19 protein-coding genes are annotated in these 18996 nt (G+C 60.2%); 9 read left to right on the top strand and 10 right to left on the bottom strand.

Annotated elements, in window-relative coordinates:
* Positions 1-369 precede the first annotated feature (369 nt).
* Together ACS5RD_RS11025 and ACS5RD_RS11030 are read left to right on the top strand one after the other, a co-directional pair.
* On the top strand, positions 370-1002 hold the full coding sequence (locus tag ACS5RD_RS11025; RefSeq protein ID WP_489931219.1) for a tyrosine-type recombinase/integrase: 633 nt from the start codon (positions 370-372) through the stop codon (positions 1000-1002).
* Positions 1003-1295: 293 nt separating this feature from the next.
* Positions 1296-1694 carry a hypothetical protein gene (locus ACS5RD_RS11030; RefSeq protein WP_489931220.1) on the top strand — a complete coding sequence of 133 codons (399 nt, stop codon included), beginning with the start codon at positions 1296-1298 and terminating at the stop codon, positions 1692-1694.
* A 549-nt stretch (positions 1695-2243) separates the two neighbouring features.
* Here the strand turns inward: ACS5RD_RS11030 and rlmF are convergent.
* Positions 2244-3149, bottom strand: a complete 906-nt coding sequence (gene rlmF, locus ACS5RD_RS11035) for a 23S rRNA (adenine(1618)-N(6))-methyltransferase RlmF (RefSeq protein WP_489931221.1) — start codon at positions 3147-3149, stop codon at positions 2244-2246.
* 149 nt (positions 3150-3298) lie between these two features.
* Here rlmF and ACS5RD_RS11040 point away from each other — a divergent pair, with 149 nt between their 5' ends.
* Entirely contained in the window at positions 3299-4738 is a 1440-nt protein-coding gene (locus ACS5RD_RS11040; protein WP_489931222.1) for an IS1182 family transposase, read from the top strand.
* A gap of 342 nt (positions 4739-5080) precedes the next feature.
* Here the strand turns inward: ACS5RD_RS11040 and ACS5RD_RS11045 are convergent, their stop codons facing one another.
* The 9 genes from ACS5RD_RS11045 to ACS5RD_RS11085 all read right to left on the bottom strand — a co-directional run bounded on the left by ACS5RD_RS11045 (position 5081) and on the right by ACS5RD_RS11085 (position 12719).
* On the bottom strand, positions 5081-6103 hold the full coding sequence (locus ACS5RD_RS11045; protein WP_489931223.1) for a 5-oxoprolinase subunit C family protein: 1023 nt from the start codon (positions 6101-6103) through the stop codon (positions 5081-5083).
* Positions 6100-6825: a 5-oxoprolinase subunit B family protein gene (locus tag ACS5RD_RS11050; RefSeq protein ID WP_489931224.1), complete on the bottom strand. Its 726-nt coding sequence runs from the start codon at positions 6823-6825 to the stop codon at positions 6100-6102. Before ACS5RD_RS11050 ends, ACS5RD_RS11045 begins: the two co-directional genes overlap by 4 nt.
* 75 nt (positions 6826-6900) lie before the next feature.
* Positions 6901-7662, bottom strand: a complete 762-nt coding sequence (locus ACS5RD_RS11055) for a LamB/YcsF family protein (RefSeq protein ID WP_489931225.1) — start codon at positions 7660-7662, stop codon at positions 6901-6903.
* Positions 7663-7668: 6 nt separating this feature from the next.
* Positions 7669-8112 carry a VOC family protein gene (locus ACS5RD_RS11060; protein ID WP_489931226.1) on the bottom strand — a complete coding sequence of 148 codons (444 nt, stop codon included), beginning with the start codon at positions 8110-8112 and terminating at the stop codon, positions 7669-7671.
* A 5-nt stretch (positions 8113-8117) separates the two neighbouring features.
* Positions 8118-8891, bottom strand: a complete 774-nt coding sequence (locus ACS5RD_RS11065) for an SDR family NAD(P)-dependent oxidoreductase (protein WP_489931227.1) — start codon at positions 8889-8891, stop codon at positions 8118-8120.
* A gap of 11 nt (positions 8892-8902) precedes the next feature.
* On the bottom strand, positions 8903-10078 hold the full coding sequence (locus ACS5RD_RS11070) for an NAD(P)/FAD-dependent oxidoreductase (protein WP_489931228.1): 1176 nt from the start codon (positions 10076-10078) through the stop codon (positions 8903-8905).
* 4 nt (positions 10079-10082) lie between these two features.
* Entirely contained in the window at positions 10083-11549 is a 1467-nt protein-coding gene (locus ACS5RD_RS11075) for an aldehyde dehydrogenase (RefSeq protein ID WP_489931229.1), read from the bottom strand.
* Between the two features lie 25 nt (positions 11550-11574).
* Positions 11575-12159, bottom strand: a complete 585-nt coding sequence (locus ACS5RD_RS11080) for a thiamine pyrophosphate-dependent enzyme (RefSeq protein ID WP_489931230.1) — start codon at positions 12157-12159, stop codon at positions 11575-11577.
* A 5-nt stretch (positions 12160-12164) separates the two neighbouring features.
* Positions 12165-12719 (bottom strand): hypothetical protein, encoded by a 555-nt coding sequence (locus ACS5RD_RS11085; RefSeq protein WP_489931231.1) that lies wholly within the window; start codon positions 12717-12719, stop codon positions 12165-12167.
* Between the two features lie 100 nt (positions 12720-12819).
* Here ACS5RD_RS11085 and ACS5RD_RS11090 point away from each other — a divergent pair, with 100 nt between their 5' ends.
* The 6 genes from ACS5RD_RS11090 to ACS5RD_RS11115 all read left to right on the top strand — a co-directional run bounded on the left by ACS5RD_RS11090 (position 12820) and on the right by ACS5RD_RS11115 (position 18544).
* A complete protein-coding gene (locus ACS5RD_RS11090; protein WP_489931232.1) occupies positions 12820-13803 on the top strand; it encodes a LysR family transcriptional regulator in 984 nt (327 codons plus the stop codon).
* A gap of 78 nt (positions 13804-13881) precedes the next feature.
* Entirely contained in the window at positions 13882-15042 is a 1161-nt protein-coding gene (locus ACS5RD_RS11095; protein WP_489931233.1) for an acyl-CoA dehydrogenase family protein, read from the top strand.
* Between the two features lie 8 nt (positions 15043-15050).
* Positions 15051-15791: an NAD(P)H-dependent oxidoreductase gene (locus tag ACS5RD_RS11100; protein WP_489931234.1), complete on the top strand. Its 741-nt coding sequence runs from the start codon at positions 15051-15053 to the stop codon at positions 15789-15791.
* Entirely contained in the window at positions 15784-16911 is a 1128-nt protein-coding gene (locus ACS5RD_RS11105) for a CaiB/BaiF CoA transferase family protein (protein WP_489931235.1), read from the top strand. The genes ACS5RD_RS11100 and ACS5RD_RS11105 overlap by 8 nt, the downstream gene beginning before the upstream one ends.
* Positions 16908-17750 carry an HTD2 family dehydratase gene (locus ACS5RD_RS11110; RefSeq protein ID WP_489931236.1) on the top strand — a complete coding sequence of 281 codons (843 nt, stop codon included), beginning with the start codon at positions 16908-16910 and terminating at the stop codon, positions 17748-17750. The genes ACS5RD_RS11105 and ACS5RD_RS11110 overlap by 4 nt, the downstream gene beginning before the upstream one ends.
* On the top strand, positions 17744-18544 hold the full coding sequence (locus ACS5RD_RS11115) for an HpcH/HpaI aldolase/citrate lyase family protein (protein WP_489931237.1): 801 nt from the start codon (positions 17744-17746) through the stop codon (positions 18542-18544). The genes ACS5RD_RS11110 and ACS5RD_RS11115 overlap by 7 nt, the downstream gene beginning before the upstream one ends.
* Positions 18545-18996 lie beyond the last annotated feature (452 nt).

The following is an 18996-nucleotide window of genomic DNA, read 5'->3' on the forward strand; positions in this document are numbered from 1 at the left end:
CAGTGTTATGGCACGCTTAGCCGCCGGGCAACTTAATTGCCCACCTATAAGCGTGGGAGAGAACAATTGTCGGACCTATGGTCCTTGTCATTCGCGCGGGGGAGCTCGGGGAAAACAGCTTCTGGAAGGTGCTTGAAGGGTGAAGGTGGCCCGTACGAAGGCGTCAACGCCCGATGTTCCAGCGGTATCGCTAACGCCGCAGATCGGACGAATGGCGGCTCTGGCAGGATGCTGCGATTGTCAAGCTGCAACGCCGCATGTCCGCTCACCGCCCGATACGATTGATCAGCACAGAAATGACGGCCAATGTTACACTGCCCTGTCGGCGAAGCCGAGGACGTGGCGGGTTTGGCGGACAGGAGAGAAGCCATGTCCATCGAAACCTTACCCGCCCTTCGTCCCACGCGCGCGCCTTGGAACAAAGGGCGCATCATCGGCCAAAAGCGCCCGCTTTTGCCCAAACATGTCTGGTCTATCCGCGTGCGGCTGGAAATGGCTGACAACAAGCGTGATCTCGCATTGTTCAACATGGCCGTGGATAGCAAACTCCGAGGCTGCGATCTGGTCTGCCTGAAGGTGAACGACGTTTATGCGGTAGGCCGTGTCAAGGAACGAGCTTCGGTCACTCAGAGCAAGACGCGCAAGCCGGTGCGCTTCGAGATCACCGAGACCACGCGCCTGTCGGTGGAGCGATGGATCAAGGATCCTGAAATGATCGGTTGCGAATACCTCTGGCCAAGCCGTGTCCATGCCAGCCCGCACTTGTCCACGCGCCAATATGCCCGCATTCTGCGGGATTGGGTTATCTTGATCGGGCTGGAACCAAGCGCTTATGGCACCCATTCGATGCGGCGCACCAAGGTCGCACAGATTTACAGGAAGACAGGTAATCTTCGAGCAGTTCAGCTGCTCTTGGGTCACACGAAGATGGACAGCACTGTGAGATACCTTGGTGTGGACCTCGATGACGCCTTGATACTTTCTGAAGGCATCGATCTCTGATGAATCCCCGCCCGGCGCGAAATGCATCGGGCGGCCCTCTTCTGCCGTTCATCGTTGACAGAGAGCTGCGTTGCGGCTTCACTGAACCAGTCATTCGTTCTTGTCGCAGCAATTCTTGCCAGTCTATGTCGCTTATGCGGACCTTCCGACACACGCAAAGTGTTGACGCCTTGTGATTCGTGTGTCAGAATCATAAATCTCCAAGAAACGCAACTCGATTATCAGAGTATTTGCGATTTCAAGGTTATGCACGACCAAACCCTTTGTGCTCCCTAAAAATTAGAGGACAAGTCATGGCCAGATCATCGTGCTTCACAGACTATCAGAATTGCATCGGAGACCCGCTCGACATCCTCAATAATTTGAATTGCGCGGTCGACTTGGCGCGCTGTCTGAAGGATGCCATTTCCGGTGCCGACCTATCCGCCCTGGATGACACGGAACCGCAACCGGAAGGCGGCGGAGGGCGACGTGAGACCGAGGGCAACTTCGGAGCAGGCGGTACTGTAGAGCGACCCCCGGTCGACGTCGGGGACGGGGGCGGTATCCTTAGGGGTGGTGCAGGTGGCGGTGGGATGATGACGATGCCGTCCGACGCCGCTCTCGCCCGACTGCCAGCAGAGACGGCCGACGCGGTGCGTGATTCTGTCCACCTCATCAATTCGCTGCGCAGCTTGGCGCGCAGCGAGTAGGCATACCTTCAAGGGCGCTTCTGGCGTACGACAGCGACGCTGATGTGGAGCGGAATGCGAGTGAGTGCGCATTCTGACGATTATCGTCGCCGTTCCATAACGCTCTCGCCTCATCGTGGCAGCGTAAACGATGGGGTTGTGCGCTGACATCGCAGGTGAAACGCAGATTGAAGCCCTCGCGTGTGAACTCACTGACCGGATCGAGGCGCTTTCTCCATGGACCCAGTGGAACGGAGCGGGAGCGCGAGGCAAGTAGTGTCTTGCGCGAATGTCCGCAGTGGACCAAGCGTGCAGCCGCGTCTGCACTGAGGGCGAGTTCTCAGCCGTGAGAACGACCGTCTGCAAAAGGGCTCCTCGCGTCGATCTGCAGCGCGGCATGGGTCCGTCTCTCCTCCGAGGTCGGTCCGCGATGAAGGCGGCCCATTGCCGCCGCTCGAGAGGGTGCCGCCGCTGCGACGCGGCGTTCCCTAAAGCGGTCGCTCATCATGGAACGCCGCATTTTAAGCTGATGAGTGTCTGCGCGCTGACCTGTTGCTTAACCTGATCAGACTATAAGGATCTTTGCCGTTCTGGATAGTAAGTCCAAGCAATAAACCGACTGGTCTTCTGGCCCTGCGCCATTTCGACAACCTTGAATTCGACAACCTTCGCTTTCTTCAGCAGTCTGGAGAGTGGCTTGAGGCTGTCTTTCTTGGACACCAAGCAGGTGAACCACAGGCATTGTTCGGCAAAATTCATGCTCTGCTCGATCATTCGGGCGATAAAGCCGATTTCACCACCTGGGCACCAGAGCTCGGCATTCTGGCCGCCAAAATTGAGTTCAGCAGAGTGGCCCTTGCCAAGATTTCGCCACTTGCGCAGCGTGCCCTCTTGCGCCTGCGCAAGCGACGCATGAAACGGGGGGTTGCAGAGGGTGACATGGAAAATATCATCCGAGCCGACAACGCCTTCGAAAATATCCATCGCGTTGTTCTGACGTTTGAGCCTTATATTCAGCCCGTTTCGTTCGCAGATCTGCCGTGCTGATTTGATCGCGACCGGATCGATATCAACGCCTGTGAAGTCCCAACCATATTCATGCTGACCCGTCAGCGGATACACAAGGCTCGCACCCGTCCCGATGTCCAGCGCCTTGATATCGGACCCATGCGGGATCTCTTGGCCATTACTCTTGGCAAGCAGATCCGCCAAGTAGTGAATATAATCAACACGCCCCGGGATCGGGGGGCAGAGGTAAGAGACAGGAATATCCCAGAAATCAATCTCATAGTGGGTCATCAAGAGCGCCCGATTGAGCGTACGGACCGCGTCCACGTCCTGAAAATTGATCGTCCTCTGACCGCGCGGGTTTCTTGTCATGAATGCCTCCAATTCGGGAGATTTCACGATTAAGCGTTCAAAGTCGTACCCCTCTCGGTGTTGGTTGCGGGGGTGCAACATGAGTTTGACAGCCATGGGAAACCTTCTAGCCTATTGGTCCAGGCAGCCTGCCCGACAAGGTATCAAGCTTAGAGCTTCCTAGCTGCCTAAGGAATACATGAACGGCCGAGGCTGTGTGGAAACACCAAGATGTGGTATGCTTCCTTAGATAAAGGGGTGCATCTATGTCAGGTTTCATTGAAGGGGTTGGGCGGGATCAGGTCACGCTTTTTCCGGAACGTCTCGAGGACTGGATTGGCGAAGATCATCTGGTTCGGGTGGTGGATTTGTTTGTCGATCAACTTGATCTGGCAGAGCTTGGCTTCGAGCGCGTGGCGCATGCGCGAACTGGGCGGCCCGGTTATCATCCGGCGGTTCTGTTGAAACTGTTTATTTATGGCTACCTCAATCGGTTACCGTCCAGCCGCAGGTTGGAGCGCGAGGCGGGGCGCAATGTCGAGGTGAAGTGGCTGATCGGGCGACTGGTCCCCGATCACAAGACGATTGCAGATTTCAGGCGCGATAACGGGGCCGCCATCCGCAAGACCTGCGCGCAATTTGTGGAACTATGCCGCCGGATCGGCACACTGAAAGGCGATTGCGTGGCAATCGACGGCAGTAAGTTCAAAGCCGTCAACAATCGCGACAAGAACTTCACCAAGGGCAAGATCGCCAGCCGCCTTGAGCATCTGGAGGCTGATGTCGAACGCTATATCACCGAGCTGGTGCGCATCGACCGGCAAGAAGAAGGTGAAGCGCGGACCGAGAAGGTTGCGCATCTGGCACAACGATATGGGCGCTTAAAGCAAGAAATCGAGAGACTTAAGTCAATGGACAAGGCTTTGGCCGATGCACCTGACGGCCAGATATCCCTGACAGATCCAGATGCCCGTTCCATGGCCACCAGCGCGCGCAACAGCGGACTGGTGGCATATAATGTGCAATCTGTCGTGGATGTTGAGACCCACATCATCGTCAGCCACGACGTCACGAACAAAGGATTCGACCGTGATCAACTCAGCCCGATGGCGATTGCCGCTAAGGAAGCGCTCGGACGGGAAGATTTGCATGCCCTTGCTGACAAGGGCTATTTCAGCGGCGTAGAGATTGCCGCCTGCGACAAGACAGGCATCATGGTAACGATGCCGCGCCCTGAAACATCCGGAAATCGCAGCAAGGGCATGTATGTGAAAGCCGACTTCAAGTATGACGCCGTGCGGGATGTCTACATCTGCCCAACAGAAAATGAGCTAACCTACCGCTACACGCGCGAGGAAGACGGGCTCAATGTCGCGCGATATTGGACCAATGAATGCCACCATTGTCCTGTTAAGTCGCGCTGCACAACGGGCACGGAACGCCGTGTCACCCGTTGGGAATATGAGCATCTGGTGGATGAAATGCGCGACCGCCTACGCAGCGCCTCTGATCCGATGACACAGCGCCGCAGCACGGTCGAGCACCCCTTCGGGACGATAAAGGCCTGGATGGGGACCACCCATTTCCTGATGCGCCGCCTGAAGAATGTCAGGACCGAAATGGCGCTGAACGTGCTGGCTTACAACATCAAGCGCATGGTCGCCATCATCGGGATCAGCGGACTGATGGCGGCCATACCCGCCTGAAAGGGGGGGCAGTCCCCAAAAGCCCTCAAAAGGCCCACAGCAACCGCTGATATGGGCGCGCCCACAAGGTTGGATAGGCCCAAACAGGCCAAAGCACCGCGTCCAATGCCGTCACATTGTGAGCCGGCTTTCGCGCGAGTGTTTCCACACAGCCTCGGCCCATTGCTGCCGTCCAATGTGCGATCGGTTTCGTTGAGGGCGTGTCCAAAGCGGTCATTCGCACATCAAATTGCATTTAGCTTGGGCGAAGCGATCCCTGAACAATCGATCGAACTCAGTAGGGCTGAAATGCTTCCAGACAAGCTGCTGCCGGCAGTCAGCCGATTGCGTCATCCAATTATTTTACGTCAGAAAAACGTCTTTTGCATTTATCGCGCCGCCAATCAGGTTCTCGGACCGCAAACGCCAATCGAGGCTGCCGCGCGCCTGCGATATGGCGCGCTGATGGCGCTGATCCGCCGCGATGGAAGCGCGGGCAATGGCGATGGCGTCTTGCGGGGAAACCGGACGAAAGGCGACGCCGTCGCGGGGGCGCAGTTGCACAAGGGCGTCGATGTCACAATCCAGAACCGTCGCGATCTTGGGGTAGCCGCCGGTGGTCTGATGGTCGGAAAACAGGATAGAGGCGACGCCGTCTCCGGCAACTTGCACAGAACCGCGCACGATTGGCTCTGACGGCATGTCCAACGCGGCATTCGGGGCGATCAACGGCCCGGCAAGACGAACCCCCATCCGGTCCCAAGCATCGGTCATGCGCCAAGAGCCGGCGGCAAAGCTTCTAAGCGCATCCCCGCCAAAGAAGCGCTGCTGCGGCCCCATGGTGACGCGGACTTCGTGCCGGGGGCGGGCATTGACCGGGCAGGGTATGTCGCCTTCACGATCCTCTCGCTGCGCGGCATCTGTGACGGTCAGTTTCATGCCTGAGTTCAACTTTCCCCCGCCAAGCCCCGACATGGTATGGGTTGATGTGCTGCCCAACCAGCGGTCGGTTTGCAAGGTTCCGGCTAAGGCCAGATAGCACCAACTGCCCCAAGGGCCTGGGCGAATGGCCAGTTTCTGACCCGGCTTCAAGGTAGCAATGATCCACGATCCGCGTTTATGGCCCGCATGGTCGATGATGAAGCCGCCGCCCGCCACGGCGAAACTGACGGTGCCGGCCAGGCATTCCAACATCAAGCCGCCCAGTGAAACCTCGATTGCAGCCGCATCGGCGCGGTTGCCAAGGGCGATGTTGGCGGCGGCAAAGGATCTGCGATCCATTGGCCCCGACCACGGCACGCCAAAGCGCATGAAACCTTTACGTCCGGCATCTTGCACCGATACATGTGGCCCGGCAAAATTGATGGAGAGGACAGCATCACTCATCTGATGAGCTGTTCATCATATTCGGCACGGCTGATGCGGCGGAACCGAACGCTGTCACCTACATCAAACAGAAAGGGGCCGGCAGGATTGCCGGTGAGTATTTTGGTCGGCGATCGGCCAATCGCCCACCAGCCCGTTGGCATGGTGATGGTCGATACCAGACACTGCGGACCGGCGATCAGAACGCTTCCAGCGGCAACACCGCGCACAGCGGCGGGCTTTCGCGGCAGGCGGATCGCCTGCGGCACCCCGGCCAGATAGGCGTAGCCGGGCGCGAAGCCATACATGAAGACACTATACTGCCCCGCCAAATGCGCCGCGATGACGGCCTCGGGCGAAAGCCCGCTCGCCGTGGCCACGGCTCGCAAATCGGGGGCAAGGTCAACGTCATAACAGACCGCGACATCGCTGTGTCCTTGGGCGTGGTCGAGCGCGGCGGTATGGTCCAACAGGTGCCGCAACTGCGTCTCGACAAGGCTGTGATCGCGGATCATCGGATCAAATCGGATGAGCAGGCTGGCATAGGCGGGCACGGCTTCGACAAAGCCGTGAAACGACGTCTCGGCCAAAGCCCGATCCAGTTGAAGCACCTTGGCGTTGATAGAACGGTCGATGTGATCGCCAAATTCCACCAGCAGGCTATGCTCGGCCATGGCGCTGAAAATGGGGAAGTGCCGTTCCATGCGGGGCGTCACTGGCATGTCATGCAGTAGTTTCGGCAAGAACGGCGGCGCCTTGGCCCTTGCTCACGATGATCTGTGCAATCAGATGGCCTTTGCTCATTGGTCTGCCCTGGTTCAGGTATTTAGAAAGGGTGCGACGCTGATGCCGGCTTTGCCAAGATGCACGCGGATCACACGGGCCATGTCGAGCGCACCCGGACTGTCGCCGTGAACGCAGATCGAATGGGCCGTAAGTTTGATCGGGTCGCCACCCATCACCGGCATCAGCCCGGTTTGCAGAAAGCGGATCAGCCGTTCGGCGGCATCATTCGCGTCATGCAGCACCGCCCCCGGACGCGCGCGGGGCACAAGGCGACCATTCGGCAGATAGGCGCGGTCGGCGAAAATTTCCGAAAAAACCGGGACAGCAGCGGCCCTTGCGGCACTCTCCAACTCGGTGCCGGAAATCGCCAGTATCGCCAACGGACCGGGCAGTGCTGCCACCGCCGCCACGATGGCATCCGCAACGGTGCGGTCATCCGCCGCCAGATTGCCAAGCGCGCCATGCGGTTTGACATAGCGCAAGCTGGCATCGGCCAGCGCCGCCACGCCTGCCAGAGCGCCGACCTGAGCCACAACCATCCGTCCGATCTCGGCCGGGGTCATCGGGATCACCCGGCGGCCAAAGCCGATCTTGTCGGCATAGCCGGGGTGCGCCCCGATGATCACGCCGCGATTTCGGGCCTCGGTTACGGTCTGAAACATCGTCTCAGGGTCGCTGGCATGGCCGCCGCATGCAATGTTGGCCGAGGTAACAAGCGCCAGCATCGCCGCGTCGTCGCCCATCACCCATGGGCCAAAGCTTTCGCCCAAATCGGAATTAAGGTCGATCTTCATCATGGCTCAGGTGCCGGGCTTGTTGGTGGCACGGGTCAGAAGGATGACACCGGCATCGCCTGCCGTGTCGTAATAGGTGAAGCCAGTGCGGTTCTCGCGGCGGCCTTTCATCTTGACCGCAATGCCGGACGCTGCCTCGGCCGCATCGGCGTCTGGCACTTCGAAACCAAGGTGAAACACACCCTCGCCCTTGCTGTCCAGATGCAGACGCTGCGGGCTTGGATTGTGGTCCGGCTGGCAAAGTTGCAGCTGGATGTTCGGCATGTTGCAGATGCGGTATTGCATCGCCATGAATCCCTCGCGGCTTGGCACGTCGAGGGCTTCATATTCCACCAGCGGCGGGTAGGCGATCCACGGGCCGACACCGATGGATTCGTAATAGGCTTGGGTCTTGTCTATATCGTGCACAACCAGACAGATGTGGTGCAGTTTGTTGAAAACCGGATTCATGCGGCTCACTCCTTGACCGGGACGGTGTAATTCAGGATGCGACGGCCGCCATCCGGGTAGATCGTTTCGCCCGTAATGTAGGACGCATCATCCGAGGCGAGAAAGGCCACCACGCCCGCGATTTCCTCAGATTCACCCAGACGTCCCAACGGGGTGCGGGCGAGGATCGCGTGCATTCCGGCGCGCTCGGTGAAGGCACCCTTGATGATCTCGGTCGCGATGGTGCCGGGGCCAACGCCGCAGACGCGAATACCATGCGGAGCGAAGGCCACAGCGGCAGTGGTGGTGACTTGGTTCATGCCGCCTTTGGAAATCGCATAGGTGGCGACGTTGGGGTTGGCTAAGCCAGAGTTGATCGACGACATGTTGATGATCACGCCGCCTTGCCCCTGCGCGATCATCGCCCGCGCCGCCGCCTGCGTGCCAAGGAAAGCCCCCTTCAGGTTCACCTCCAGCACGCGGTCATAGACTTCTTCAGTCACGTCAAGGAACTCCATGACAGGGGCTATGCCTGCGTTGTTCACCATAACGTCGATCCGGCCAAACTGCGCGACGGCCTTGGCAATCAGTGCATCGACCTGATCTTTGCGGGCGACATCGGTGAGAACGGCAAGCACAGTGTCGGGCGAGCCGATCTCTTGCGCGGTTGCTGCCAGCCTTTCGGCATTCACGTCCGCGATGACCACCTTGGCCCCTTCAGCCAGAAAGCGCACGGCGCTGGCACGCTCAATGCCCTGCGCAGCCCCGGTGATGACGATAACTTTGCCTGCAAACCGCATGGTGTTCTCCTTCAATAGACGATGCTCTCAGGCAACGGCGTGCCCGTGCGAATTCTGCCATAGCCAAGTGGCGACAAATCAAGACCGACAAAACCGCCATGGATGATCAACTCGGCCATGCCGCGCCCAGCGGCGGGCGCGTGCATAACGCCATGCCCGGAAAAGCCGGTGGAAAGCACAAGGTTGGCGATTTCGTCATGCAGCCCCACCACGCCATTATGGTCAAGCGCATTCACCTCATAATGACCCGCCCAAGCCCGTTCCAGCCGCAGTTCTTCCATCGCCGGGATACGGGCCGCCAAAGCGGGCCAGAACACATCCTGCATCAAGCTGTGGTCCGGCTCGAAATCACCGGTTGCAACAGGATCGCGGTCTGCCGGAGGCTGGATGCCGCCGATGAAACCGTCGCCCTCGGGGCGGATCCAGATACCCGAATTGTCGAACAGCATCGGGAAATTGCCTGCCTTCAAGGGAGCGCGAAAGCTGAACACAGTGCGTTTGCGCGGGCTGACCGGAAGCGGCTGGCCAAGTGCCGCCATCAACCCACCCGAGGCAGCCCCGGCCGCCATGACACACCAATCACAAGACAGGCTTTCCCCGCCTGCCAGACGCACGGACTGAATGCGGTCGCCGGACTGATCAAAGCCTGCAACCTCGCCCGCGACATACCGCACGCCCAAATCCTTCGCCGCCGCCCGCACCAGCGACAATAGCGACCACGCATCAAACCAGCCTTCGCCCGTAGCGCCAAAGGTGCCAATGCCCACCCCCTCCATCGACATGTATGGGAAGCGTGCTGCGATTTCGTCCGGTGTCAGCGCCAACACATCTGCCCCTTCGGCGCGCTGCATCGCCGCAGCGGCGTGGCGAGCCGCCACTGTTTCCGGTCCGCCCAGGATCAGATAGCCCTTTTCCCGATAGCCAATATCGGCGGCGGGACCAAAGCTCTGCTTGATCTTGCGGAAGAAATCCACGCCGAACAGGCTCATCTGGATGTTCACCGGCGTGCCGAACTGGGTGCGGATCGCGGCGGCAGACAAGGCGGTAGAGCAGAACCGATAGCTTGGGTCTTTTTCGATCACCGTGATCTCTCCGGAGAAACCTTCCCGGCGCAGCGACCATGCCGCAAAGCTGCCCATGATCGCCCCGCCGACGATGACAAGCTTTTCCCGCGCGCGGTCCCTCATCGCGTCACCGGATCACGAAAGGGTTGGCGACCGTTCCCGCGGTATCGATCCAGACGGTCTTGGTCTGCAAATAGGCGTTGATCGCCTCTTGCCCGCTTTCCCGACCGACGCCGCTGCGCTTATAGCCGCCGAACGGCGCCATATAGCTGACGGCGCGATAACAATTCACCCAGACGGTGCCCGCCTCCAGCGCGGCACTGCCCCGCAAGGCCCGACCCATATCAGCAGTCCAAAGCCCCGCCGCCAAGCCATAGGGGCTGTCGTTGGCAATCGCATAAGCCTCGTCTTCGTCATCGAAAGGAATGATCGACAGAACCGGACCAAACACCTCCTCGCGGGCGATGCGCATCTGATTGTTCACGCCGGTAAAAATTGTGGGTTCGACGAACCAGCCATCCCCCAGCCCCTCGGGCACCTTGCCGCCCAGAACCGCCTCGGCCCCCTCATTGCGCGCAATGTCGAGATAGGACAGCACCTTGGCCCGCTGCGCCTGCGTGGTGATCGGGCCGACTTGGGTATTCGTATCGGCGGGGTTGCCGATCCGCGCAGTGGCCGCCAGTTTGACCACGCCTTCCACTACCCGGTCATGCACGGCGCGCTGCACCAACAGCCGCGAGCCCGCGATGCAGGTCTGCCCGGTGGCCGCGAAAATTCCCGAGATCGCCCCGTTCACCGCATTGTCGATCTTGGCGTCGGCAAACACGATATTGGCGGATTTGCCGCCCAGTTCCAGCGTGACGGTTTTCAAACCCTCGGCAGCGGCGCGATACACGGCGATGCCACCCGGCTCGCCGCCCGTAAACGCAATCTTCGCCACATCCGGGTGGTTGACCAATGGCACGCCGACCTCAAGCGCCATGCCGGTGACAGTATTGACCACGCCGGGCGGAAAACCGGCCTGTTCAAACAGTTTCACAAATTCCAGTGTCGAGGCCGAGGTATGCTCGGATGGCTTGATCACCACGGTATTGCCCGCCGCCAGCAGTGGGGCGAGTTTCCACGTCAGCAACATCAGCGGCGAGTTCCACGGCACAATCGCAGCAACCACCCCCAATGGCTCGCGGCGGGTAAAGGCGAACATGCCCGCCTTATCGATCGGCAGAACGGCACCTTCGATCTTGTCGGCAAGCCCGCCGAAATAGCGAAACCATTCGGGGATATAGCGCAGTTGCGCCCCCATCTCAGCGATCAGCTTGCCATTGTCGCGGGTTTCCAGTGCCGCAAGGCGGTCGGCATGGACAGCGATCAGATCGGCCAGCCGCACCAGAAGTTTGCCGCGCGCGGTGGCGGTCAATCCGGCCCAGTTCGGCGCACGGAATGCGGGTTTTGCGGCGGCGACAGCAGCTTCAACCTGCGCGGCACCATCTGCGGGGATCAGCGCCCAAGGCTTGCCAGTGTATGGGTCGAAGGATTCGAAAGTGTCGCGCACTGGCATAAGAGCGCCGCCAACCGTATTCTGGAATCTTTCCATGATCTTCAGCCTCCTCTTGTCGGGTTCAGCACGTTTCCAACCCAAGCTGAGCGCGGAAGCGGTTTTTGATGAACACCGCATCGCGTGGCGGTAGCGAGCGCGGCAGATTCTCGGCCTTGATCTTCAGCACGAAGAACCTTGGCCCAACGGCGGGCTTGCGCAAGCGCGCGGCCAAATCGTCGACCTCGGCAAGACTGTGCAATTCGCCGGTTTCAGCAAACCCTGTGGCCTCGGCGATCTTGTGCAGCGCGATGCCGCGTCCGGTGTGGCTGCTCTGCATCCCGGTTTCACCGAAATGCTGGTTGTCCAACACGATGATGTCGAGGTTGCGCGGCGCTGCCACCGCAATCGTCGCCATCGCCCCGAAGGCCATCAGCATCTCGCCATCCCCGGTGATCACCATGACGCGTTTGTCGGGTTGCGCCTGCGCCAGCCCCAGACCCGTCAGCGCGGCCCCGCCCATCGCGCCCCACAGGTAAAAATTGCCGGCGACATCGCCTGCGGCATGAACGTCATAGCTGGGTGAGCCAAGACCCGTTACCACCAGCGCCCCATCGCGCGCCGCCAGAAGCGTGTTGACTGCCGCCCGACGATCCATCGTCGCATCCATCCCGCTCACCATTTCTTTTTGCCCAGAAGCCGCTGACCGATCAGCACAGCGATCTGCTGGTCGGCATCAAAAGCCATGCCCGCCGCTTGCGCGACAATCTCGATCAAATCCTCGCCGGTTTCGGCGCGCAGAACCGTCACGCCTATCGCTTTCAGCGAAGCCTCGGTTGCCTGTCCCATTGGCATTTGCCACGGGTTGAATTCGGCCCATTCACCGCGCATCGTCACCAGCATCAACAGTGGCGTGCGGGTTTGCACCGGCAAAGACAGCATATTGATGCAGTTGCCCACGCCCGAAGATTGCATCAGCACGACCGAGCGTTGGCCACCAAGCCATGCGCCCGTGGCAATGGCGATGCCTTCTTCTTCGGTTGTCAGGACGTTGGTTTTGACCGTGGGGTCCGCGTTGAACAGCCGGATCAGGGTGGAATGCCCAGCGTCAGGCACATAAGACATCTGGCGGATGCCAGCGGCTTTCAACACGTCAAAAAGTTCAAGTGGCCAGTCTTGGGCCAGATCCCGGGGTGTATCCCCCATTGAGATCGCTTCAGCGACAGTCATTGCACATCTCCCGGTGCCGCAAGTTTGACCCTGTATAGCCTTACCAATCCGTGCTTACGTCGACCCTTTTTATTGAACAGATATAGCGGTATTGTATGGCATGGAACTTTCACAGCTGCGCACCCTGATTCACGTCGCCGAACTTGGCAGCCTTTCCAAGGCCGCAGACCGGCTGCACATCGCGCAACCCGCCTTAAGCCGTCAGATCCGGCTGCTTGAGGAGGAACTGGGCGTGCGGCTGTTTGATCGGCACGGGCGCGGTATGATTGCCACCGATCACGGGCAAGAAGTGCTGCGCCACGCCTTGCGGGTGTTGGCAGAGCTTGAGGAAATCCGCGCCTCGGTCAGTGATGAGGACGCGCCATTGCGCGGCCATGTCTCGATCGGGATGCCGCCGACGGTGGCCGATATCCTGTCCGAACCCCTCGTCGCCGCCTTCCGCGAGACCCACCCCGATGCGACTCTGCGCATCGTCAGCGCTTATTCCGGCTATCTGCTGGATTGGATGCACCGCGGCGAGGTCGACGCGGCCATCCTCTATGATCCAAAATCTGCGCGCACGTTGCGGGTTCAACCGCTGCTGGAGGAGGTGCTGTTTCTGATCGGCCCGCCCGGCTCTGGCCTGTCGCAGGACGCTCCGGTGGATTTCAGCGAGTTGGAAGGCGTGCGGCTGTTGTTGCCCAGCAAAGGGCATGGGTTGCGCGCCATCCTTGATAAATGCGCGGATGATTGCGGCTTTGCCCTGAGTGTCCCAGTTGAGGCTGACAGCTATTCCACCTTGAAATCTCTGGTCCGCGCCGGGCATGGCTCGACCATCCTGCCCAAAGCTCCGATCCACCGTGATCTTGCATCGGGCGAGCTTTGTGCCGCCCCCTTGCACAACCCAGTTCCAATGCGGCGGCTGATCCTGTCCTATCCGACCGACCGACCAATTCCCCGGTTGGCCCGGTTTGCGGGGCAGATCATCGCCTCCAATGTGGCGGTGATGGTTGAACAGGGCGTTTGGCCGGGGCGGTTGTCGCCGCATGAACCAGCGATGGAGCCGCGCAGCACACGACGGAAGTCCGATAGAATTCCGCTATAGCTGATCTATCTGACTTGTCGTTGTCGGCATGGCTATTCTGCGGCACTTAGGGTGGATAGGCCAAAGGAGTTGCCGGGCATGACCAGCGCCATCGAAACTTACCCCGAAATTCGTGAGGCGGTGGCAAAGCTGTGCGCGAAGTTCCCCGGCGAGTATTGGCGCAAACTGGACCGCGACATGGCCTATCCGCAGGCCTTCGTTGATGCACTGACCGAGGCAGGTTGGCTCGCGGTTCTGATCCCCGAGGAATACGGCGGCGCGGGTCTGCAGCTTTCGGCGGCAGCGGCGGTGCTGGAGGAAATGCAGCGCGCGGGCTGCAATGGCGGGGCATGTCACGCCCAGATGTACACGATGGGTACGCTCTTGCGCCACGGGTCAGCCGAGCAGAAGGCCACATACTTGCCGCAGATTGCCAGCGGGGCCTTGCGACTTCAGGCTTTCGGCGTGACTGAACCCAGCAGCGGCACCGATACAGGTGCCTTGAAAACCACCGCGCGGCTGGACGGCGACCACTATGTCATCAACGGCCAGAAAATCTGGACCAGCCGGGCCGAGCATTCCGACCTTATGCTGCTGCTGGCCCGCACCACGCCGCTGGTCGAGGGTATGAAAAAGACCGAAGGCCTCTCGGTGATCCTCGTCGATATGCGGCAGGCTGTGGGCAACGGGCTGACCATCCGTCCGATCCGCACCATGATGAACCACGCCACGACCGAAGTGTTCTTCGACAATCTGCGGGTGCCTGCGGAAAATCTGATCGGCGAAGAAGGCAAAGGTTTCCGCTATATCCTGTCGGGCATGAACGCCGAACGTATCTTGATTGCCGCAGAATGTGTGGGCGATGCCAAGTGGTTCATCGACAAATCTACCACCTACGCCAAGGACCGCCACGTCTTTGGCCGCGCCATCGGCCAAAATCAAGGCATCCAGTTCCCCATCGCCAAAGCCTACGCCAACATGCGCGCGGCTGAACTGATGGTGCGTGAAGCGCTAACGCTCTACGAGGCGGGCCAGAACCCCGGCGCCGAGGCGAATATGGCCAAGATGCTGGCGGCGGATGCCAGTTTTGAGGCGGCGAATGCCTGCATCCAAACTCATGGCGGTTTTGGCTTTGCCGAGGAGTTCGACATCGAACGCAAGTTCCGTGAAACCCGGCTCTATCAGGTCGCGCCGATTTCGACCAACCTGATCCTGTCTTATCTGGCCGAGCATGTGCTTGGCCTTCCCCGCTCTTACTGAGGCGCCCCATGCAAGTTCTGATCGTCTACGCCCACCCCGAACCGACCTCTTTCAACGGCGCAATGCGCGATCTTGCGGTGGCGACCCTGACCAAGCAGGGCCATGAGGTAGAGGTTTCCGATCTTTATGCGATGGGTTGGAATGCGGTTGCAGGGCCTGCTGACATTGACGGCGCTCCGTCTGACTCCGCGCGGTTCAGTCTGGCGCGCGAACAGACTGTGGCAATGGAAAATGGCTCCATCGCCGCCGATATTGCAGCCGAGCAGGCCAAATTGACCCGCGCCGATCTGGTGATCTTTCAGTTTCCGGTCTGGTGGTTTGGGATGCCCGCCATCCTGAAGGGCTGGGCTGACCGCGTCTTTGCCCGCGGCTTTGCCTATCTGCCGGGGCGCAAATATGACACCGGCATGTTCAAGGGCAAGCGCGCGATGCTGGCCGCAACCACTGGCACCTCTGCCGACACCTACGCGCCTGACGGGATCGACGGCGATATTTTGACGGTGTTCTGGCCCATTCATAACGGGCTTTTGAAATACACTGGCTTTGACGTGCTGCCGCCCTATGTAGCCTATATGCCGGGCCGGGAGGATGACGTCACGCGCGCCCAGCAACTTGACGTCTACGCCAAGCGGCTGGAAACCCTCGACGCAACCCCGCATCTGTTCTTCCATCCCGCCGAAGACTACGGCCCGAACGAGCGCTTGAAGCCGGGCGTGCTTGCCCGATCAGGCCAGCAGCGCAATGTCTAAGGGGCCGCTTTCGGGGCTGTTGGTGATTGCCATCGAACAGGCGGTGGCGGCCCCAATGTGCACCGTGCGCTTGGCCGATGCCGGGGCGCGGGTCATCAAGATCGAACGCGACGGCGGCGAGACGGCGCGCCATTACGATGCTGCGGTGAAGGGGACCAGCGCCTATTTCGCATGGCTGAACCGGGGTAAGCAGAGTGCCGTGCTGAACCTGAAGGACGCTGCCGAGCTTGATCTGCTTTTCAACATGCTCACCCGGGCCGATGTGCTGGTCCAGAACCTTGTTCCCGGTGCGCTGTCCCGGATGGGTCTGACGCCCGAGGTGATCGCCACGCGGTTTCCCCGTCTGATCGTGGTGTCGATCAACGGTTACGGCCAAGACACCGCCTATGCGCCGATGCGAGCCTATGACATGTTGGTGCAGGCCGAAAGTGGGCTGTGCGCCGTGACCGGAACGCCGGATACGCCGTCGAAAGTCGGCGTGTCGGCGGCCGACATTGCCACCGGCATGAACGCCCATGCGGCGGTGCTTGAGGCCTTGATCGAACGCGGTCAGACTGGGCAAGGCAAGCAGATCGAGATTGCGATGTTCGATGCGATGGCCGATTGGATGGCGGTGCCGCTTTTGCATTATGAACATGCGGGCCGTGAAACCGGGCGTTATGGCTTGTCACATGCCGCGATCTATCCCTACCGCCCCTTCGCCTGCGCCGATGGCACGCTGCTCGTGGCGGCGCAGAACAACGGCGAATGGCTAAGACTGTGTCAGGGGCTCAGCCGCGCCGACCTGACGGCTCGTGCCGATTTTGCCACCAACGCCTTGCGCGTGACCAACCGGGTGGCATTGGATGCCGAACTTGAGCCCTGTTTCGCGGGCTTGACCATCGCCCACGCCATCGCGCTGCTGAACAGCGCCGAGATCGCTTGGAGCCGCTACACGGAAGTGCGCGACCTTGGCCAGCACCCGGCCTTGCGCCGTGTTAAGGTGACGCTTGCGGATGGGCAAAGCATCACATTGCCGCGTCCCGCTGGCAGAGACGCAAGCTTTCGCCCCGGTGCAGTCCCCGCGACAGGGGCCGATACCGCGGCCATCCGCCAAGAATTCACTGGCAGCACGCCATGAGCCTGCCATCGGATCTTGCGCATCTCTCTCCGTGGATCGGACGACAGGAATGCATCGAGGATATCGTTGCGCCCGCGCTGGTCCAACGCTTCAACGCCACCTTTGACCGCGCAGGGTCAACCCGGATGGGTGCCGAGGCACCGCCCATGATCCACATTTGCCTCTGCCTTCCAGCGGTTCCGACCGCAGAGCTTGGCCCTGACGGGCACCCCGAGCGTGGCGGCTTCCTGCCGCCCGTCCCATTGCCGCGGCGCATGTGGGCAGGGGGCAACTTTGTGTTTCATGCCCCGCTGCATATCGGGGCTGCAATCCAGCGCCACACCCGAATCGCGGACATATCGGCAAAGCAAGGGCGAAGTGGTCGGCTGTGCTTTGTGACCGTCGAGCATGAGATATTCGAGGCTGGCGTGCTCGCCATATCCGAGCGGCATGACATTGTTTACCGCGATGTCACCCCAGATGCGCCTGAAATCCGCCACCCCGAGGCCACCCCCCTTGGCGCGCACAGCCGGACTGTTGCCACGACAGCACCGCGGTTGTTCCGGTATTCTGCGCTGACCTTCAATGCCCACCGGATTCACTACGATGCGCCCTATGCGACAGGGCAGGAAACCTACCCGGGACTGGTTGTGCATGGGCCGATGCAGGCCACGCTTTTGTGCCAGTTTGCCGCTGACCTTAAGGGCACCCCCCCGACAAGGTTTGATTTCCGCAGCCTGTCGCCGCTGTTTGATACCAGTGATTTCAGCCTGAACGCGGAATCCGCAGCCGATGGCCTAAGGTTGTGGACCGCGCGTAGCGGCGGACCCGTCGCGATGGAAGCGCAGGCGCGATGGTAACCGCAATCCGCGCACCATTGTTCGTTCCCGCCGACCGGCCAGAGCGGTTTGCCAAGGCGGCGGCATCAGGGGCGGATGCGGTGATCCTTGACCTTGAAGATGCCGTGGCACCCACGAACAAAGATCAGGCCCGTGCCGCGTTGGTGGGTCTTCCCGACACTGTGCCGATAATTGTCAGGATCAACGCCGTTGGCACATCGTGGCACGATGCCGACCTTCTGGCGTTGCGCGGACTTTCTGTCGCGGCCATCATGCTGCCCAAGGTGGAGGATGTGGCCACCATTGCCGCCGTCGCGAACGCTTTGGTGGATCAAGTTCCGATCATCGCACTGATCGAATCCGCGAAGGGCCTTGCCGAAGCGCGCCACATTGCCGCCACCCCACAGGTGGTGCGGCTTGCCTTTGGCTCGGTTGATTTTTGTGCTGATTTAAGGATGCAGCATCTGCGCGAGGCACTGTTGCCCGCGCGGGTCGAACTTGTGCTTGCCTCGCGGCTAGCGGGAATTGTCGCACCAATAGACGGGGTCACAACCAGCATCGACGATCTGACTCTTGCTGCTGAGGATGCCCGCCATGCCCGCGACCTTGGGATGTGGGGCAAGCTGTGCATCCATCCGCGTCAGGTGCCCGAGATCAAACGCGCCTTTGCGCTCACTGAAACCGAAATGGACTGGGCACGGCGTGTGCTTGCAGCTGGGCAGGGTGCGGTGATCGTCGATGGAGCCATGGTGGATGAACCAGTGCGCCTGCAAGCGCGTAAAATCCTTTCGGAAGCAAAGGCCTTCGATCAGTGATCGGACATCAAGTGAAATCCACTTTGGCCTTCATGATGAAGCAATGATTCGGCGAGGTGAGGCAAAGGGATGGCGTTATGGAGCATGGTTGGGCGCCTTGGACATCACCAAAAGAGCAACACTTGCGAATGCCCTGCCTCGAATGACTGGTGTCGAAAGATAACTCTTAACTGAAACAATCAATCGAACGGCCGCTGTCCGCCCTTTGCGTCGATCTCAGTTCGAAATGCTGCGCGATGATCGAGCGTCCGCTTCGGCTCGATGCTAAATCGGCCAAGTCGCATTGCCGATTGACACTCTGCGCCCCCCGCGTTGATCGTGGCCGTCACGACGAAGTCGGCCTTTTGCGCTCTCAAATCTACGCTCCGGCTCGGCAAGGGGCCGCCGTCTGGACACGGATCGCTCTCTTTACTTTACCTTTTCAGGCCAAGGCCGTTTTGTCCTGCCTATGA

Source organism: Cypionkella sp. PAMC25878 (assembly GCF_058135695.1).

Excerpts from the sequence above, each read along its gene's own strand:
- ACS5RD_RS11025 (WP_489931219.1), top strand. The coding sequence starts at position 370 with ATGTCCATCGAAACCTTACCCGCCCTTCGTCCCACGCGCGCGCCTTGG.
- ACS5RD_RS11030 (WP_489931220.1), top strand. The coding sequence starts at position 1,296 with ATGGCCAGATCATCGTGCTTCACAGACTATCAGAATTGCATCGGAGAC.
- rlmF (WP_489931221.1), bottom strand. The coding sequence starts at position 3,149 with ATGGCTGTCAAACTCATGTTGCACCCCCGCAACCAACACCGAGAGGGG.
- ACS5RD_RS11040 (WP_489931222.1), top strand. The coding sequence starts at position 3,299 with ATGTCAGGTTTCATTGAAGGGGTTGGGCGGGATCAGGTCACGCTTTTT.
- ACS5RD_RS11045 (WP_489931223.1), bottom strand. The coding sequence starts at position 6,103 with ATGAGTGATGCTGTCCTCTCCATCAATTTTGCCGGGCCACATGTATCG.
- ACS5RD_RS11055 (WP_489931225.1), bottom strand. The coding sequence starts at position 7,662 with ATGAAGATCGACCTTAATTCCGATTTGGGCGAAAGCTTTGGCCCATGG.
- ACS5RD_RS11060 (WP_489931226.1), bottom strand. The coding sequence starts at position 8,112 with ATGAATCCGGTTTTCAACAAACTGCACCACATCTGTCTGGTTGTGCAC.
- ACS5RD_RS11065 (WP_489931227.1), bottom strand. The coding sequence starts at position 8,891 with ATGCGGTTTGCAGGCAAAGTTATCGTCATCACCGGGGCTGCGCAGGGC.
- ACS5RD_RS11070 (WP_489931228.1), bottom strand. The coding sequence starts at position 10,078 with ATGAGGGACCGCGCGCGGGAAAAGCTTGTCATCGTCGGCGGGGCGATC.
- ACS5RD_RS11075 (WP_489931229.1), bottom strand. The coding sequence starts at position 11,549 with ATGGAAAGATTCCAGAATACGGTTGGCGGCGCTCTTATGCCAGTGCGC.
- ACS5RD_RS11080 (WP_489931230.1), bottom strand. The coding sequence starts at position 12,159 with ATGGATGCGACGATGGATCGTCGGGCGGCAGTCAACACGCTTCTGGCG.
- ACS5RD_RS11085 (WP_489931231.1), bottom strand. The coding sequence starts at position 12,719 with ATGACTGTCGCTGAAGCGATCTCAATGGGGGATACACCCCGGGATCTG.
- ACS5RD_RS11090 (WP_489931232.1), top strand. The coding sequence starts at position 12,820 with ATGGAACTTTCACAGCTGCGCACCCTGATTCACGTCGCCGAACTTGGC.
- ACS5RD_RS11095 (WP_489931233.1), top strand. The coding sequence starts at position 13,882 with ATGACCAGCGCCATCGAAACTTACCCCGAAATTCGTGAGGCGGTGGCA.
- ACS5RD_RS11100 (WP_489931234.1), top strand. The coding sequence starts at position 15,051 with ATGCAAGTTCTGATCGTCTACGCCCACCCCGAACCGACCTCTTTCAAC.
- ACS5RD_RS11105 (WP_489931235.1), top strand. The coding sequence starts at position 15,784 with ATGTCTAAGGGGCCGCTTTCGGGGCTGTTGGTGATTGCCATCGAACAG.
- ACS5RD_RS11110 (WP_489931236.1), top strand. The coding sequence starts at position 16,908 with ATGAGCCTGCCATCGGATCTTGCGCATCTCTCTCCGTGGATCGGACGA.
- ACS5RD_RS11115 (WP_489931237.1), top strand. The coding sequence starts at position 17,744 with ATGGTAACCGCAATCCGCGCACCATTGTTCGTTCCCGCCGACCGGCCA.